Origin of the sequence: Citrobacter freundii ATCC 8090 = MTCC 1658 = NBRC 12681 (assembly GCF_011064845.1) — a bacterium.
In the GTDB taxonomy this organism is placed as follows: domain Bacteria; phylum Pseudomonadota; class Gammaproteobacteria; order Enterobacterales; family Enterobacteriaceae; genus Citrobacter; species Citrobacter freundii.
In genome coordinates this window covers 780,188-796,049 of the sequence record NZ_CP049015.1, presented here as the reverse complement: position 1 = coordinate 796,049, position 15,862 = coordinate 780,188, and the positions used below count along the sequence as shown (strand labels likewise).

The 15,862-nt window shown below is 52.6% G+C and carries 12 protein-coding genes; 10 read left to right on the top strand and 2 right to left on the bottom strand.

The window, feature by feature from the left end:
- The first annotated feature begins 83 nt into the window (after nt 1-83).
- Nucleotides 84-779: an L-ribulose-5-phosphate 4-epimerase gene (gene araD / locus G4551_RS03875; RefSeq protein ID WP_003018841.1), complete on the top strand. Its 696-nt coding sequence runs from the start codon at nt 84-86 to the stop codon at nt 777-779.
- 40 nt (nt 780-819) lie between these two features.
- On the opposite strand, the gene G4551_RS03870 is transcribed toward araD, so the two are convergent.
- Entirely contained in the window at nt 820-1,203 is a 384-nt protein-coding gene (locus G4551_RS03870) for a DUF4751 family protein (RefSeq protein WP_003837391.1), read from the bottom strand.
- Between the two features lie 596 nt (nt 1,204-1,799).
- Between G4551_RS03870 and polB the strand changes: the two genes are divergently transcribed.
- The 3 genes from polB to rluA all read left to right on the top strand — a co-directional run bounded on the left by polB (nt 1,800) and on the right by rluA (nt 7,860).
- Complete coding sequence (polB, locus tag G4551_RS03865) at nt 1,800-4,151, top strand: DNA polymerase II (protein ID WP_003837388.1); 2,352 nt, start codon at nt 1,800-1,802, stop codon at nt 4,149-4,151.
- A 131-nt stretch (nt 4,152-4,282) separates the two neighbouring features.
- Nucleotides 4,283-7,189 (top strand): RNA polymerase-associated protein RapA, encoded by a 2,907-nt coding sequence (gene rapA, locus G4551_RS03860; protein ID WP_003837386.1) that lies wholly within the window; start codon nt 4,283-4,285, stop codon nt 7,187-7,189.
- Nucleotides 7,190-7,200: 11 nt separating this feature from the next.
- Nucleotides 7,201-7,860, top strand: a complete 660-nt coding sequence (gene rluA, locus G4551_RS03855) for a bifunctional tRNA pseudouridine(32) synthase/23S rRNA pseudouridine(746) synthase RluA (protein ID WP_003837385.1) — start codon at nt 7,201-7,203, stop codon at nt 7,858-7,860.
- A 95-nt stretch (nt 7,861-7,955) separates the two neighbouring features.
- Here the strand turns inward: rluA and djlA are convergent, their stop codons facing one another.
- Nucleotides 7,956-8,771, bottom strand: coding sequence for a co-chaperone DjlA (gene djlA, locus G4551_RS03850; protein ID WP_003837382.1), 816 nt, complete (start codon nt 8,769-8,771; stop codon nt 7,956-7,958).
- Nucleotides 8,772-9,026: 255 nt separating this feature from the next.
- Between djlA and lptD the strand changes: the two genes are divergently transcribed.
- From lptD to apaH, 6 genes are read left to right on the top strand one after another with little or no spacing between them, the layout of a single operon-like run.
- Complete coding sequence (gene lptD / locus G4551_RS03845) at nt 9,027-11,384, top strand: LPS assembly protein LptD (RefSeq protein ID WP_003837380.1); 2,358 nt, start codon at nt 9,027-9,029, stop codon at nt 11,382-11,384.
- A 53-nt stretch (nt 11,385-11,437) separates the two neighbouring features.
- Complete coding sequence (surA, locus tag G4551_RS03840; protein ID WP_003018860.1) at nt 11,438-12,724, top strand: peptidylprolyl isomerase SurA; 1,287 nt, start codon at nt 11,438-11,440, stop codon at nt 12,722-12,724.
- On the top strand, nt 12,724-13,716 hold the full coding sequence (gene pdxA / locus G4551_RS03835; RefSeq protein WP_003837378.1) for a 4-hydroxythreonine-4-phosphate dehydrogenase PdxA: 993 nt from the start codon (nt 12,724-12,726) through the stop codon (nt 13,714-13,716). The genes surA and pdxA overlap by 1 nt, the downstream gene beginning before the upstream one ends.
- Nucleotides 13,709-14,530, top strand: a complete 822-nt coding sequence (gene rsmA, locus G4551_RS03830) for a 16S rRNA (adenine(1518)-N(6)/adenine(1519)-N(6))-dimethyltransferase RsmA (RefSeq protein WP_003018865.1) — start codon at nt 13,709-13,711, stop codon at nt 14,528-14,530. Before pdxA ends, rsmA begins: the two co-directional genes overlap by 8 nt.
- A gap of 2 nt (nt 14,531-14,532) precedes the next feature.
- A complete protein-coding gene (gene apaG, locus G4551_RS03825; protein WP_003018867.1) occupies nt 14,533-14,910 on the top strand; it encodes a Co2+/Mg2+ efflux protein ApaG in 378 nt (125 codons plus the stop codon).
- 10 nt (nt 14,911-14,920) lie between these two features.
- Nucleotides 14,921-15,769 (top strand): bis(5'-nucleosyl)-tetraphosphatase (symmetrical) ApaH, encoded by an 849-nt coding sequence (gene apaH, locus G4551_RS03820; RefSeq protein WP_003018869.1) that lies wholly within the window; start codon nt 14,921-14,923, stop codon nt 15,767-15,769.
- The last annotated feature ends 93 nt before the right edge of the window (nt 15,770-15,862 follow it).

Sequence of the window (15,862 nt, the reverse complement as noted above, 5' to 3'; positions counted from 1 at the left end):
TGCCCGGTGGCATTTCATTTACCGGGCCTACAAATCACCGTAGGCCGGATAAGCGAAGCGCCATCCGGCATTCAGGAGTTAACATGCTAGAAGATCTTAAACGTCAGGTACTGGAAGCCAATCTGGCGTTGCCTAAGCACAATCTGGTCACCCTGACCTGGGGGAACGTCAGCGCCGTCGATCGCGAGCGCGGCGTGTTTGTGATTAAACCTTCCGGGGTCGATTACAGCGTAATGACCGCAGACGATATGGTGGTAGTCAGTATCGCCACGGGTGAAGTAGTCGAAGGCCAGAAGAAGCCCTCTTCCGATACCCCAACGCACCGACTGCTGTATCAGGCATTCCCGACCATTGGCGGCATTGTTCACACCCATTCGCGTCATGCAACCATCTGGGCGCAGGCGGGTCAGTCGATTCCGGCCACGGGTACCACCCATGCGGACTATTTCTACGGTTCGATTCCCTGCACACGGAAAATGACCGACGAAGAAATCAACGGCGAATATGAATGGGAAACCGGCAATGTGATCGTTGAAACCTTTGAGAAACAAGGTATTGACGCCGCGCAGATGCCTGGCGTGCTAGTGCACTCTCACGGTCCGTTTGCCTGGGGAAAAAATGCCGAAGATGCAGTGCATAACGCCATCGTGCTGGAAGAAGTCGCCTACATGGGGATCTTCTGTCGCCAGCTCGCGCCGCAATTGCCAGATATGCAACAAACCCTGTTAGATAAGCATTACCTGCGTAAACACGGTGCTAAAGCCTACTACGGGCAGTAACCTTTATATAAGCGCGTTTTGATCGTCGCGCGCTTTATTTCTACTCGGCTATATATTCAGCAAAAGCACTTTGATAAACACAGTTATTAGAAGAAACATACTCAATCACATTGTCATAATTCCCATGAGTTTCCTCTCCTTCCAGTGAATGGAAGAAAATATAATCTGTTATCGTTGACTGCCATTTCTGCCCACACAACAAATAATTAATTACCGTATCACGATGACCATTTCTTCTGTCATGCCCCTGCCAGTGAAAAAAAGCGTTTCCACTTTCAATTATTTCAGTCCGCCAAATTTGTCCGGTCCATGTTTTGTACTCAATATATTTGCTCACAGCTTTAATTAATGGGTTTGATAGCTGAGTATTAACAAATAGATAGTGCTGGTATCCAGGCAAAATTGCCTGAGTATAAACATTCATAAAAACTCCATCTCATCACTTTCCCGGATATGTATTAAGAAGCACCCGAACAGTAAGCTGAAAATAAATTATATCCCGAGATAAAAACCAAATTCTACAGAGAGATTCCCGACGAATTCGAACTGAAAATCCGTTTCTATTCGGCAATAAACACGATTAAATATATATTATATTTAAAACTCATATCCGGATGCTTCGAATAAAATCTTTACATCAACCATTAATAAACACAAATAAAAAAAGTAACTTTTCCTGAATCCGAGAAAGATGTAGCAAAAATAAATAAGCACAAATCCGAAAAACAGCAAACATCTGATAATGGACTTTATAATATCAATTCAATACATAACCCAGATGGACAATCGCCATTTAAAACAACAGCCACACCAATAAAATAGTTCACTGCAACTCGTCTTAGGCACGATATTCATATATTAAATACGAAGATAACCCAGGCTGACACAACACATTTTTTACTCAGAGACGCTTTTTACTCCAGCGGGTACCGCGTCTTACGCCGAATAACTGTACAAAATAACAGTACAATCATGTAAACCAGGCTATAATAGTGTCTGGCTTTTTGACGGATACACAGCGTGGCGCAGGCAGGCTTTATTCTAACCCGACACTGGCGGGACACTCCGCAGGGAACAGAGGTCTCATTCTGGCTGGCTACAGACGATGGGCCGCTGCAGGTCACGCTTGCGCCTCAGGAGTCAGTCGCGTTTATTCCCACTAGTCAGGTTCCTCGCGTCACGTCATTATTACGTACTGAAAACGGCTATCGCCTGACGCCTCTTCAGTTGCAAGACTTCCATCGCCAGCCCGTTTCCGGCCTGTATTGCCGCTCACATCGCCAGCTTATGCGGCTGGAAAAACTGCTGCGCGAAAACGCAGTCACCGTCTACGAAGCCGACGTACGGCCGCCGGAGCGGTATCTGATGGAGCGCTTTATCACCTCCCCTGTTTGGGTCGAAGGCGACAGACATGACGACATGCTGGTTAATGCCCGCCTGAAGCCGAACCCTGACTATCGACCACCGCTAAAATGGGTATCGCTGGATATCGAAACCACGCGCCACGGCGAACTCTACTGCATCGGTCTTGAGGGCTGTGGGCAGCGTATTGTCTATATGCTCGGCCCGGCAAACGGTGATGCCTCTGCGCTGGATTTTGAACTTGAGTACGTTGCAAGCCGCCCGCAGTTGTTGGAAAAGCTCAATGACTGGATTGCCCGTCACGATCCTGATGTGATAATCGGCTGGAACGTCGTGCAATTCGATTTACGCGTCCTGCAAAAGCACGCCGAACGTTACCGCATTCCCCTGCGTTTTGGTCGTGACAATAGCGAGCTGGAGTGGCGCGAGCATGGCTTCAAAAACGGCGTTTTCTTCGCGCAGGCTAAAGGTCGCCTGATTATCGACGGCATTGAGGCGCTCAAATCCGCATTCTGGAATTTCTCGTCATTTTCGCTGGAGACGGTGTCGCAGGAGCTACTGGGCGAAGGGAAGTCAATTGATAATCCCTGGGACAGGATGGACGAAATCGATCGCCGGTTTGCCCAGGATAAGCCCGCGCTCGCCACCTACAATCTCAAAGACTGTGAGTTGGTCACGCGTATTTTTCATAAAACCGAGATCATGCCATTTCTGCTGGAACGATCGACGGTCAACGGTCTGCCGGTCGACCGGCACGGTGGTTCAGTTGCCGCCTTCGGACATCTCTACCTGCCACGAATGCACCGGGCGGGTTATGTGGCACCGAACCTGGGTGAAGTCCCCGCGCACGCCAGCCCCGGTGGCTACGTGATGGACTCGCGCCCCGGCTTATACGACTCGGTACTGGTGCTGGATTACAAAAGTCTGTACCCCTCAATAATTCGTACTTTTTTAATCGATCCGGTGGGGCTTATCGAAGGAATGGCGCAGCCGGATCCGGAGCACAGCACCGAAGGGTTCCTTGACGCCTGGTTCTCACGTGAAAAGCACTGCCTGCCGGAAATCGTGACCCGGATCTGGCATGGTCGCGATGAAGCAAAACGCCGCGGCAATAAGCCGCTCTCGCAGGCGCTGAAAATCATCATGAACGCATTTTACGGCGTGCTGGGAACCACCGCCTGTCGCTTTTTCGACCCGAGACTGGCCTCGTCCATTACCATGCGCGGTCATGCGATCATGCGCCAGACCAAAGCACTGATTGAAGCTCAGGGCTACGACGTTATCTATGGCGATACCGACTCGACCTTTGTCTGGCTGAAAAAGGCGCACTCAGAAGATGATGCCGCCCGGATTGGCCGTGAGCTGGTGAGCTACGTCAACGACTGGTGGGCGCAGTCGCTGAAACAACAAAACCTGACCAGTGCGCTGGAGTTGGAATTTGAAACCCATTTTTGTCGCTTTCTGATGCCGACCATTCGCGGTGCAGATACCGGCAGTAAAAAACGCTATGCAGGGATGATTCAGGACGGTACTGAGCAACGTATGGTGTTTAAGGGACTGGAAACGGTACGAACCGACTGGACGCCGCTGGCCCAACAGTTTCAGCAGGAGCTATACCTGCGAATTTTTCGTAACGAACCTTATCAGGAGTTTGTTCGCGAGACTATTGACCGTCTGATGGCCGGTGAAATGGATGAACAACTGGTGTACCGCAAACGCCTGCGCCGCCCGTTAAGCGAATACCAGCGAAATGTTCCACCACACGTGCGCGCCGCGCGCCTCGCCGATGAGCAGAATGTAAAGCTGGGGCGTCCACCGCAGTATCAAAATCGCGGAACCATAAAATATGTCTGGACGGTCAATGGCCCAGAACCTGTTGATTATCAGCTATCTGTGCTCGATTACGAGCATTATCTGACACGCCAGATCCAACCCGTTGCCGAGGGAATTCTTCCCTTTATTGACGATAATTTTGCTACACTACTCACAGGGCAACTGGGGTTATTTTGACGCGTGACGAAACCGTCGCCATCCAGTACCATAGCGCCCTTTCCATTCCTGGACCCCAATACACTTGCTGCCACTTTACTCTGGCAGAGGGTGAGTATTGCCTGCAACTAAAGATATAGAGCCGAACATATATGCCTTTTACACTTGGTCAACGCTGGATCAGCGATACAGAAAGCGAATTGGGACTTGGTACCGTTGTCGCCATGGATGCGCGAACCGTCACATTACTTTTCTCATCGACGGGCGAAAACCGTCTGTATGCGCGCAGTGATTCCCCCGTGACCCGCGTGATGTTCAATCCAGGCGATACGATAACAAGCCATGAAGGCTGGCAACTGCATGTCGATGAAGTAAAAGAAGAAAACGGCCTGCTTGCCTATATCGGAACCCGCCTGGATACCGAAGAAACCGGTGTCATGCTGCGTGAAGTACTACTCGACAGCAAACTGGTATTCAGCAAACCACAAGATCGCCTGTTTGCCGGCCAGATTGACCGCATGGATCGCTTTGCTCTGCGCTATCGCGCGCGTAAATTTCAGAGCGAACAATACCGTATGCCGTGGAGTGGTTTGCGTGGTCAACGTACCAGCCTGATTCCTCACCAGCTGAACATTGCCCATGATGTTGGCCGTCGTCATGCCCCTCGCGTTTTACTGGCAGACGAAGTGGGTTTAGGTAAAACCATTGAAGCCGGGATGATCCTGCATCAACAGCTGCTGTCAGGCGCCGCAGAGCGCGTGCTGATCATCGTGCCGGAGACATTACAGCACCAGTGGCTGGTCGAAATGCTGCGTCGCTTCAACCTGCGTTTTGCCCTGTTTGATGATGAGCGTTATGCAGAAGCGCAGCACGACGCCTACAACCCGTTTGAAACCGAACAACTGGTCATCTGCTCGCTGGACTTTGCCCGTCGCAGTAAACAGCGCCTGGAGCATCTGTGTGACGCCGAATGGGATCTGCTGATCGTCGATGAAGCGCATCACCTGGTGTGGAGCGAAGACGCGCCCAGCCGCGAATATATGGCCATTGAACAACTGGCAGAACGTGTGCCGGGCATCCTGCTGCTAACCGCTACACCGGAGCAGCTGGGCATGGAAAGTCACTTTGCTCGTCTGCGCCTGCTGGACCCCAGCCGTTTCCACGATTTCGCCCAGTTTGTTGAAGAGCAAAAAAATTATCGTCCGGTCGCCGACGCCGTCGCTATGTTACTGGCAGGCAACAAGCTGAGTAACAGTGAGCTGAACATGTTAGGCGACATGATTGGCGAGCAGGACATTGAGCCGCTATTGCAAGCGGCAAACAGCGACAGCGAAGATGCCCAGAGCGCGCGTCAGGAGCTGGTTTCGATGCTGATGGACCGCCATGGCACCAGCCGCGTGCTGTTCCGTAACACCCGTAATGGTGTGAAAGGCTTCCCAAAACGCGAGCTGCACACCATCAAGCTGCCGCTGCCGACCCAATACCAGACGGCGATTAAAGTCTCCGGCATTATGGGTGCGCGTAAAAGCGCGGAAGACCGGGCGCGCGATATGCTCTACCCGGAACAGATTTATCAGGAATTCGAAGGCGATACCGGCACCTGGTGGAACTTTGACCCGCGCGTGGAATGGCTGATGGGCTATCTGACCAGCCACCGCTCGCAAAAAGTATTAGTTATCTGTGCAAAAGCCACCACCGCGCTTCAGCTGGAGCAGGTTCTGCGCGAGCGCGAAGGTATCCGCGCTGCCGTGTTCCATGAAGGGATGTCGATCATTGAGCGTGACCGCGCCGCAGCCTGGTTTAGCGAAGAAGATAGCGGCGCCCAGGTAATGCTGTGTTCTGAAATCGGCTCCGAAGGGCGTAACTTCCAGTTCGCCAGCAATCTGGTGATGTTTGACCTGCCGTTCAACCCGGACCTGCTGGAACAGCGTATTGGCCGCCTGGACCGTATTGGTCAGGCACATGATATTCAGATCCACGTTCCGTACCTGGAAAAAACCGCACAATCCGTGCTGGTGCGCTGGTACCATGAAGGTCTGGATGCGTTTGAACATACCTGCCCGACCGGCCGTACCATCTACGACACGGTCTATAACAATCTGATCGGCTACCTGGCTGAACCAGAAAATACCGATGGCTTTGACGATCTGATCAAAACCTGTCGCGAACAACATGACGCGCTGAAAGCTCAGCTGGAGCAAGGTCGCGATCGTCTGCTGGAGATCCACTCTAACGGCGGTGAAAAAGCGCTGGCACTGGCTGAGAGTATTGAAGAACAGGACGATGATACCAGCCTGATCGCCTTCGCCATGAACCTGTTTGATATCGTTGGTATTAATCAGGATGACCGTGGTGACAATTTGATCGTGCTGACACCGTCCGATCATATGCTGGTGCCAGATTTCCCTGGATTGCCGGAAGATGGCTGCACCATTACGTTTGAGCGTGATGTCGCTCTGTCGCGTGAAGACGCTCAGTTTATTACCTGGGAGCATCCGTTAATCCGTAATGGTCTGGATCTTATCCTCTCTGGCGACACCGGCAGCAGCACCATTTCGTTGTTGAAAAACAAAGCATTGCCGGTCGGAACTCTGTTGGTTGAGCTGGTGTATGTGGTTGAAGCGCAAGCGCCGAAACAGCTGCAGCTGAACCGCTTCCTGCCGCCAACGCCGGTACGTATGCTGCTGGATAAAAACGGCAATAACCTCGCTGCACAGGTTGAGTTCGAAACCTTTAACCGTCAGCTCAGCGCCGTTAACCGCCACACCGGCAGTAAACTGGTCAACGCCGTGCAGCAGGACGTTCATGCTATTCTGCAACTCGGTGAAGCACAGGTGGAAAAATCAGCCCGCGCGCTGATCGACGCGGCGCGTAAAGAAGCGGACGAAAAACTGACTGCGGAACTCTCCCGTCTGGAAGCGCTGCGTGCCGTTAACCCGAACATCCGTGATGACGAACTCAGCGCAATTGAAAGCAACCGTCAGCAGGTGATGGAAAGCCTGGATCAGGCGGGCTGGCGTCTGGATGCCCTGCGCCTGATCGTCGTGACGCATCAGTAACGGAGCCATACATGGGGATGGAAAACTACAATCCGCCGCAGGAACCCTGGTTGGTCATCCTGTATCAGGATGAGCACATTATGGTGGTCAACAAGCCGAGCGGTTTGTTGTCTGTGCCGGGTCGTCTGGATGAGCACAAAGACAGCGTGATGACGCGTATCCAGCGCGATTATCCGCAGGCTGAATCCGTCCATCGTCTGGATATGGCCACCAGCGGCGTGATTGTAGTCGCGCTAACCAAAGCGGCAGAGCGCGAGCTAAAACGCCAGTTTCGCGAGCGCGAACCGAAAAAACAGTATGTTGCACGCGTCTGGGGGCATCCCGCTCCGGCCGAGGGTCTGGTTGATTTACCGCTGATTTGCGACTGGCCGAACAGGCCAAAGCAAAAAGTGTGTTATGAGACCGGGAAATCAGCGCAGACAGAGTATGAGGTGGTGGAGTTCGCGGCGGATAACACCGCCCGGGTCGTGCTTAAACCGATTACCGGACGCTCCCACCAGCTGCGTGTGCATATGCTGGCGTTAGGGCATCCAATCCTCGGCGATCGCTTCTATGCTCTGCCTGAAGCGCTGGCGTTGGCACCCCGCCTGCTGCTGCACGCCGAGATGCTAACCATCACGCATCCCGAATACGGCAACAGTATGACGTTTAAAGTCCCGGCGGATTTTTAAATTCTGAGCCAATTTATGCCGGGGGCGCTTCGCTTGCCCGGCCTACATTCATTACCGTAGGCCGGATAAAGCGCTAGCCGCATCCGGCATAATTATTATTTAAAGCCTTTTTGTTCTTTGATTAACTCGTAAGCCTTCTGGATTTCCTGCGCTTTTTGCTTCGCCATTTCCATCATCTCTGGCGGCAGACCTTTCGCGACCAGTTTGTCCGGATGGTGCTCGCTCATCAGCTTACGGTAAGCGCGCTTTATGGTAGTCGCATCATCGGTCGTTTTCACACCCAGCACATTACAGGCGTCTTCCAGCGTCGGGCCGCGTTGCGCCTGCTGCCAGCTACCGCCGCCAGACTGCTGCTGATATCCGCCGCCAAACTGTGCGCCGCCCTGCATCATGCGCAGGAACTGATCAAATTGGGTACGTGAGATCCCCAACTCTTCAGCAATCACATACAGCACTTCACGCTCATTAGGATGTAACGACCCATCGGCAAATGCCGCCTGGATTTGAATTTCCAGAAACATGCGGATCAGATCGAATCGACCAAAACAGACGCTGCGAAACTGACGCATCTTTTCACGTAATGGATAATTATCCGATTTTCCTACCCGGAAGGCGTGTTGTGCAGCCGTTCGCGAATCACCGTGCAAATTCATCCGATCCATCAACTGGCTGGCGATATGAATATCGGCTTCCGTGACGCGACCTTTGGATTTGGTCAGATGTCCCATCACCTCAAAAGTGGTGGCAAAAAACAGCGCCTGGCGTTCACGTTGGTTGGCAAACCACGCCATTTTGCGCATGCGGGCTTTGTCGAACATGTGGCCAACTAACAGCCCCAGAACCACACCCCAGAAGCCGCCACCCATCATTAAGGCCACGGCTACACCAATTATCTTTCCCCAATACTGCATAGACTCCCCAAATCTTTATGCTCTCAGCCAGGCTATGTCCCACAATATAAGGTGCTTTTACCGATTTACGGCTGCGGTCAATTGTGGGACATCGCCTATAATTTGCATTATCATACCTGTCATTCAATGCCGTGCCTAACACCACGGATGCCTAAATGGGCAGGATTAACACTAGCGCAGTGAAGATGAGATAAGTTAGGCTGTGACCGTTTGTCACGCGCGACGCTACTGATGATGGAACAATAAATACAACGTATGAAAAAACGTATTCCCACTCTTCTGGCCACCATGATTGCCAGTGCCCTCTATAGCCATCAGGGCCTGGCAGCCGATCTCGCCTCACAGTGTATGCTGGGCGTGCCGAGCTATGACCGTCCTCTGGTACAGGGCGAGACTAATGAATTACCCGTCACCATCAATGCCGACAACGCTAAAGGGAATTATCCCGATGACGCGGTGTTTACCGGCAACGTGGACATCGCACAGGGTAACAGCCGCCTGCAGGCCGACGAAGTACAGCTTCATCAGAAGCAGGCTGAAGGCCAGCCGGAGCCAATACGTACCGTCGATGCGCTGGGCAACGTCCATTATGATGACAATCAGGTTATTCTGAAGGGGCCGAAGGGTTGGTCGAATCTGAATACCAAAGATACCAACATCTGGGAAGGTGATTACCAGATGGTGGGCCGTCAGGGACGCGGGAAAGCCGATCTGATGAAACAGCGTGGCGAAAACCGTTATACCATTCTGGAAAACGGTAGCTTTACCTCCTGTCTGCCAGGTTCCGATACCTGGAGCGTCGTCGGTAGCGAGGTGATCCACGACCGTGAAGAACAGGTCGCAGAGATCTGGAACGCCCGTTTTAAACTGGGTCCGGTTCCGGTCTTTTACAGTCCTTATTTACAGTTACCCGTCGGCGATAAGCGCCGTTCCGGTTTCCTGATCCCGAACGCAAAATATTCCACTAATAACTATTTTGAGTTCTACCTGCCATATTACTGGAACATTGCGCCCAACATGGACGCCACCATCACGCCACATTATATGCACCGTCGTGGCGGGATCATGTGGGAGAACGAATTCCGCTACCTCACCCAAGCGGGTGCGGGCCTGATGGAGTTCGACTACCTGAACTCCGATAAAGTGTATGAGGACGAACATCCGAAGGATGACAATTCACGTCGCTGGCTGTTTTACTGGCAACACTCTGGGGTGATGGACCAGGTGTGGCGTTTCAACGTTGACTATACCAAGGTCAGCGACACCAGCTACTTTAATGATTTCGATAACAAATACGGTTCCAGTACCGACGGCTACGCCACGCAAAAATTCAGCGTCGGCTACGCGGTACAGAACTTTGATGCCACAGTTTCGACCAAGCAGTTCCAGGTCTTCGACGCGCAAAACAGTAACAGCTACTCTGCGCAGCCGCAGTTAGACGTCAACTACTACCAGAATGACGTTGGTCCGTTTGATACCCGTATTTATGGTCAGGCGGTGCACTTCGTTAACACCAACGACAACATGCCGGAAGCGACGCGCGTTCACCTTGAACCGACCATCAATCTGCCATTGTCGAACAACTGGGGAAGCATCAATACCGAAGCAAAACTGCTGGCAACGCACTATCAGCAGACTAATCTGGATTGGTACAACAGCAACCCGCAGAACACCAAGCTCGATGATTCAGCTAACCGCGTCATGCCGCAGTTTAAAGTTGACGGCAAGATGGTGTTTGAGCGTGACATGCAAATGCTGGCGCCGGGTTATACCCAGACGCTGGAGCCGCGCGCGCAGTACCTGTACGTACCGTATCGCGACCAAAGTCATATCTATAACTATGACTCGTCCCTGCTGCAATCCGACTATAGCGGCCTGTTCCGTGACCGTACCTATGGCGGTCTGGACCGCATTGCCTCCGCCAACCAGGTCACAACCGGGGTCACATCTCGCGTTTATGATGACGCAGCCGTTGAACGTTTTAATATATCCGTGGGTCAAATCTACTATTTCACCGAGTCTCGCACCGGCGATGACAACATTAAATGGGAGAATGACGACAAAACGGGCTCACTGGTATGGGCGGGCGATACCTACTGGCGCATCTCCGATCGCTGGGGGTTACGCAGTGGGATCCAGTACGATACCCGTCTGGACAGCGTTGCAACCAGTAGCAGCAGTATCGAATATCGTCGCGACGAAAACCGTATGCTGCAGTTGAACTACCGTTATGCCAGCTCGGAGTATATCCAGGCTACTCTGCCGTCTTACTACTCTACGGCAGAGCAGTATAAAAACGGGATCTCACAGGTGGGCGCAGTGGCAAGCTTCCCAATCGCCGACCGTTGGTCGATTGTTGGCGCTTACTACTTCGATACCAACGTGAACAAAGAAGCAGATTCAATGCTGGGGCTGCAGTACAACTCCTGCTGTTACGCCATTCGCTTCGGTTACGAACGTAAGCTGAACGGCTGGGATAACACCCAGAAACACGCGATTTATGACAACACGATCGGCTTTAATATCGAACTGCGCGGCCTGAGCTCCAACTACGGTCTCGGCACCAACCAAATGTTGCGTTCGAATATTTTGCCGTATCAAAGCGCTTTATGATCTGATTGATTTACAACGTAATCCGCATCGCGGTTAATTGAAATGGAAAAAGTATGAAGAACTGGAAAACGCTGCTTCTCGGTATCGCCATGATCGCGAATACCAGTTTCGCTGCCCCACAGGTAGTCGATAAAGTCGCAGCCGTCGTCAATAACGGCGTCGTTCTCGAAAGCGACGTCGATGGCTTAATGCAGTCAGTAAAACTTAATGCGGGTCAGGCTGGTCAGCAGTTACCGGACGACGCCACGCTGCGTCATCAGATCCTGGAACGTTTGATCATGGATCAAATCCTCCTGCAAATGGGTCAGAAGATGGGTGTTAAAATCTCTGACGAGCAGTTGGATCAGGCTATTGCCAACATCGCCAAGCAGAACAACATGACGCTGGATCAGATGCGCAGTCGTTTGGCACAGGATGGTTTAAGCTATTCGACCTATCGTAGCCAGATCCGCAAAGAGATGACCATCTCTGAAGTGCGTAACAACGAAGTTCGCCGTCGCGTCACCATCCTGCCTCAGGAAGTGGATGCCCTGGCGCAACAGGTAGGCAACCAAAACGATGCCAGCACCGAACTGAACCTGAGCCACATTCTGATCCCATTACCGGAAAACCCAACTTCCGACCAGGTTAACGCGGCTGAAAGCCAGGCGCGCTCTGTTGTTGATGAAGCGCGTAACGGTAGTGATTTCGGCAAACTGGCTATTACTTATTCCGCTGACCAGCAGGCGCTGAAAGGCGGCCAGATGGGTTGGGGACGTATTCAGGAGCTGCCGGGTATCTTCGCCCAGGCGTTAAGCACTGCGAAAAAAGGCGATATCATCGGCCCAATTCGTTCAGGCGTCGGCTTCCACATCCTGAAAGTCAATGATATGCGTGGCCAAAGCCAGAGCATCTCCGTGACTGAAGTTCACGCCCGCCATATTCTGCTTAAGCCGTCGCCGATCATGACCGATCAGCAGGCGCGTCTGAAGCTGGAACAAATCGCGGCAGATATTAAGAGCGGTAAAACGACCTTCGCGGCAGCCGCTAAAGAGTTTTCTCAGGATCCAGGCTCTGCCAACCAGGGCGGCGATCTGGGTTGGGCTGCAGCGGATATTTTCGACCCAGCTTTCCGCGATGCGCTGACCAAACTTCATAAAGGCCAGATGAGCGCCCCGGTGCACTCCTCTTTCGGTTGGCATCTGATCGAACTGCTGGACACGCGTAACGTTGATAAAACTGACGCGGCGCAGAAAGACAGAGCTTACCGTATGCTGATGAACCGTAAATTCTCGGAAGAAGCAGCAACCTGGATGCAGGAACAGCGCGCCAGCGCTTACGTTAAAGTTCTGAGCAACTAATGGCTCGTACTCAACGTGTTGTTATCACTCCCGGCGAACCCGCCGGGATTGGCCCGGACCTGGTGGTTCAGCTCGCCCAGCGCGATTGGCCTGTAGAACTCGTTGTCTGTGCGGATGCAGGACTTCTCAGTGACCGAGCAGCGATGCTCGGTTTACCGCTTTCACTCCTCCCTTACTCTCCAGATACCCCAGCCAGACCGCAATCAGCAGGCACATTGACGCTGTTACCGGTTGCGCTGCGGGCACCTGCTGTCGCGGGTCAGTTGGCGGTAGAAAACGGGCAATATGTAGTGGATACGCTGGCTCGCGCCTGCGATGGTTGTCTGCAAGGTGAGTTTGCGGCGTTGATCACCGGTCCGGTTCACAAGGGCGTAATCAATGACGCAGGCGTTCCGTTTACCGGGCATACCGAGTTTTTTGAAGAGCGCTCACAGGCAAAGAAAGTTGTTATGATGCTGGCGACCGAAGAGCTGCGCGTTGCCCTGGCAACCACGCATTTGCCGCTCAGAGCCGTTGCCGACGCCATTACGCCCGCCCTGCTTCAGGAAGTGATCGGCATTTTGCATCATGATTTACGCACTAAGTTCGGCATTGCCGATCCACATATTCTGGTGTGCGGTCTTAACCCGCATGCTGGTGAAGGCGGTCATATGGGAACGGAAGAGATAGACACCCTCATTCCGGTACTCGATGAACTGCGTGCGCAGGGGATGAAATTAAACGGCCCGCTGCCCGCAGATACGCTTTTTCAGCCCAAATATCTCGACCACGCGGATGCCGTGCTGGCAATGTACCACGATCAGGGTCTCCCCGTGCTAAAATACCAGGGATTTGGTCGCGGTGTGAATATCACGCTGGGCCTGCCCTTTATTCGCACATCCGTCGATCACGGCACCGCACTTGAACTCGCGGGCCATGGACAAGCAGATGTCGGCAGTTTTATTACGGCGCTTAATCTCGCCATCAAAATGATTGTTAATACCAATGAATAATCGAGTCCATCAGGGCCATTTAGCCCGTAAACGTTTCGGGCAGAACTTCCTCAACGATCAGTTTGTGATCGAAAGTATTGTCTCTGCTATCAACCCGCAGAAAGGTCAGGCTATGGTCGAAATCGGCCCAGGCCTGGCGGCATTGACCGAACCAGTAGGCGAACGTCTGGACAAGCTCACGGTCATTGAACTAGACCGCGATCTGGCAGCACGCTTACAGACACACCCGTTTTTAGGGCCTAAGCTGACGATTTATCAGCAAGATGCTATGACCATGAACTTCGGCGAACTGGCACAAACGATGGGACAGCCGCTGCGTGTATTCGGCAACCTGCCGTACAACATCTCCACGCCACTCATGTTCCATCTTTTTTCCTATACTGATGCCATTGCCGACATGCATTTCATGTTGCAAAAAGAGGTGGTCAATCGTCTGGTTGCAGGGCCAAACAGTAAAGCGTATGGTCGATTAAGCGTCATGGCGCAGTATTACTGCAATGTGATCCCGGTACTTGAAGTACCGCCTTCCGCATTTACGCCAGCGCCTAAAGTTGATTCAGCTGTTGTGCGTCTGGTCCCTCACGCGACGATGCCGTACCCGGTTAAAGATGTTCGTGTGCTGAGCCGTATTACCACCGAAGCGTTTAATCAGCGCCGTAAAACGGTACGTAACAGTCTCGGCAACCTATTTAGCGTTGAAGTACTGACAGAGCTGGGCGTTGATCCGGCGATGCGAGCGGAAAATATCTCTGTCGCGCAATACTGCCGGATGGCTAACTATCTGTCAGAAAACGCGCCATCGAAGGAGAGTTAAACATGATCAATTCGCCCCGAGTGTGCATTCAGGTACAAAGCGTCTACATTGAGGCGCAATCCTCACCTGATGATGAACGTTACGTTTTTGCTTACACCGTAACTATCCGCAATTTGGGGCGAGCGCCTGTGCAGCTGTTGGGGCGTTATTGGTTAATCACTAATGGTCATGGCCGCGAAACAGAAGTCCAGGGTGAAGGCGTGGTTGGCGTCCAGCCCCATATCGAACCCGGCGAAGAGTACCAGTATACCAGCGGTGCGGTGATTGAAACGCCGCTGGGCACCATGCAGGGTCACTACGAAATGATCGATGAACAAGGCATCGCCTTTACCATCGACATTCCCGTATTCCGACTCGCCGTTCCAACACTCATTCATTAAAACAATAACTATGGCGACATACCTTATTGGCGACGTTCACGGTTGTTACGATGAACTGGTAGCCTTGCTGCATCAGGTAGACTTTAATTCCAAAAAAGATACCCTATGGCTCACCGGCGATCTGGTCGCTCGTGGGCCGGGCTCGCTGGACGTTTTGCGCTACGTGAAATCACTGGGCGACAGCGTGCGGTTAGTATTGGGTAATCACGATTTACACCTGCTGGCCGTATTTGCTGGTATCAGTCGTAATAAACCTAAAGACAGGGTCACATCGCTGCTCGAAGCACCGGATGCCGACGAATTACTTAACTGGCTCCGCCGTCAACCGCTGTTGCAGGTAGACGAAGAGAAGAAGCTGGTGATGGCGCATGCCGGTATCACCCCACAGTGGGACCTGCAGACGGCAAAAGACTGTGCTCGCGATGTTGAAGCCGTGTTGTCGAGCGACTCATATCCCTTCTTCCTTGATGCAATGTACGGCGACATGCCCAATAACTGGACCCCGGAACTAACGGGGCTGGCACGCCTGCGTTTTATTACCAACGCCTTTACCCGCATGCGTTACTGCTTCCCCAACGGTCAACTGGATATGTATAGCAAAGAGTCACCAGAAGACGCACCTGCCCCGCTGAAGCCGTGGTTTGCCATTCCTGGACCTGTCAGTGAAGCGTACAGCATTGCATTCGGGCACTGGGCATCGCTGGAAGGCAAAGGCACACCAGAAGGTATTTACGCGCTGGATACGGGGTGTTGCTGGGGAGGCGATCTCACCTGTCTGCGCTGGGAAGACAAACAGTACTTTGTGCAGCCATCAAATCGCCATCTGAATCTGGATCCTGGCGAAGCGGTCAACGCCTGAGAGATTTATGCCTGATGGCGCTACGCTTATCAGGCCTACATCTGGCACAAGAGTAGGCCGGATAAGACTTTTCGCTGCCATCCGGCACTTACA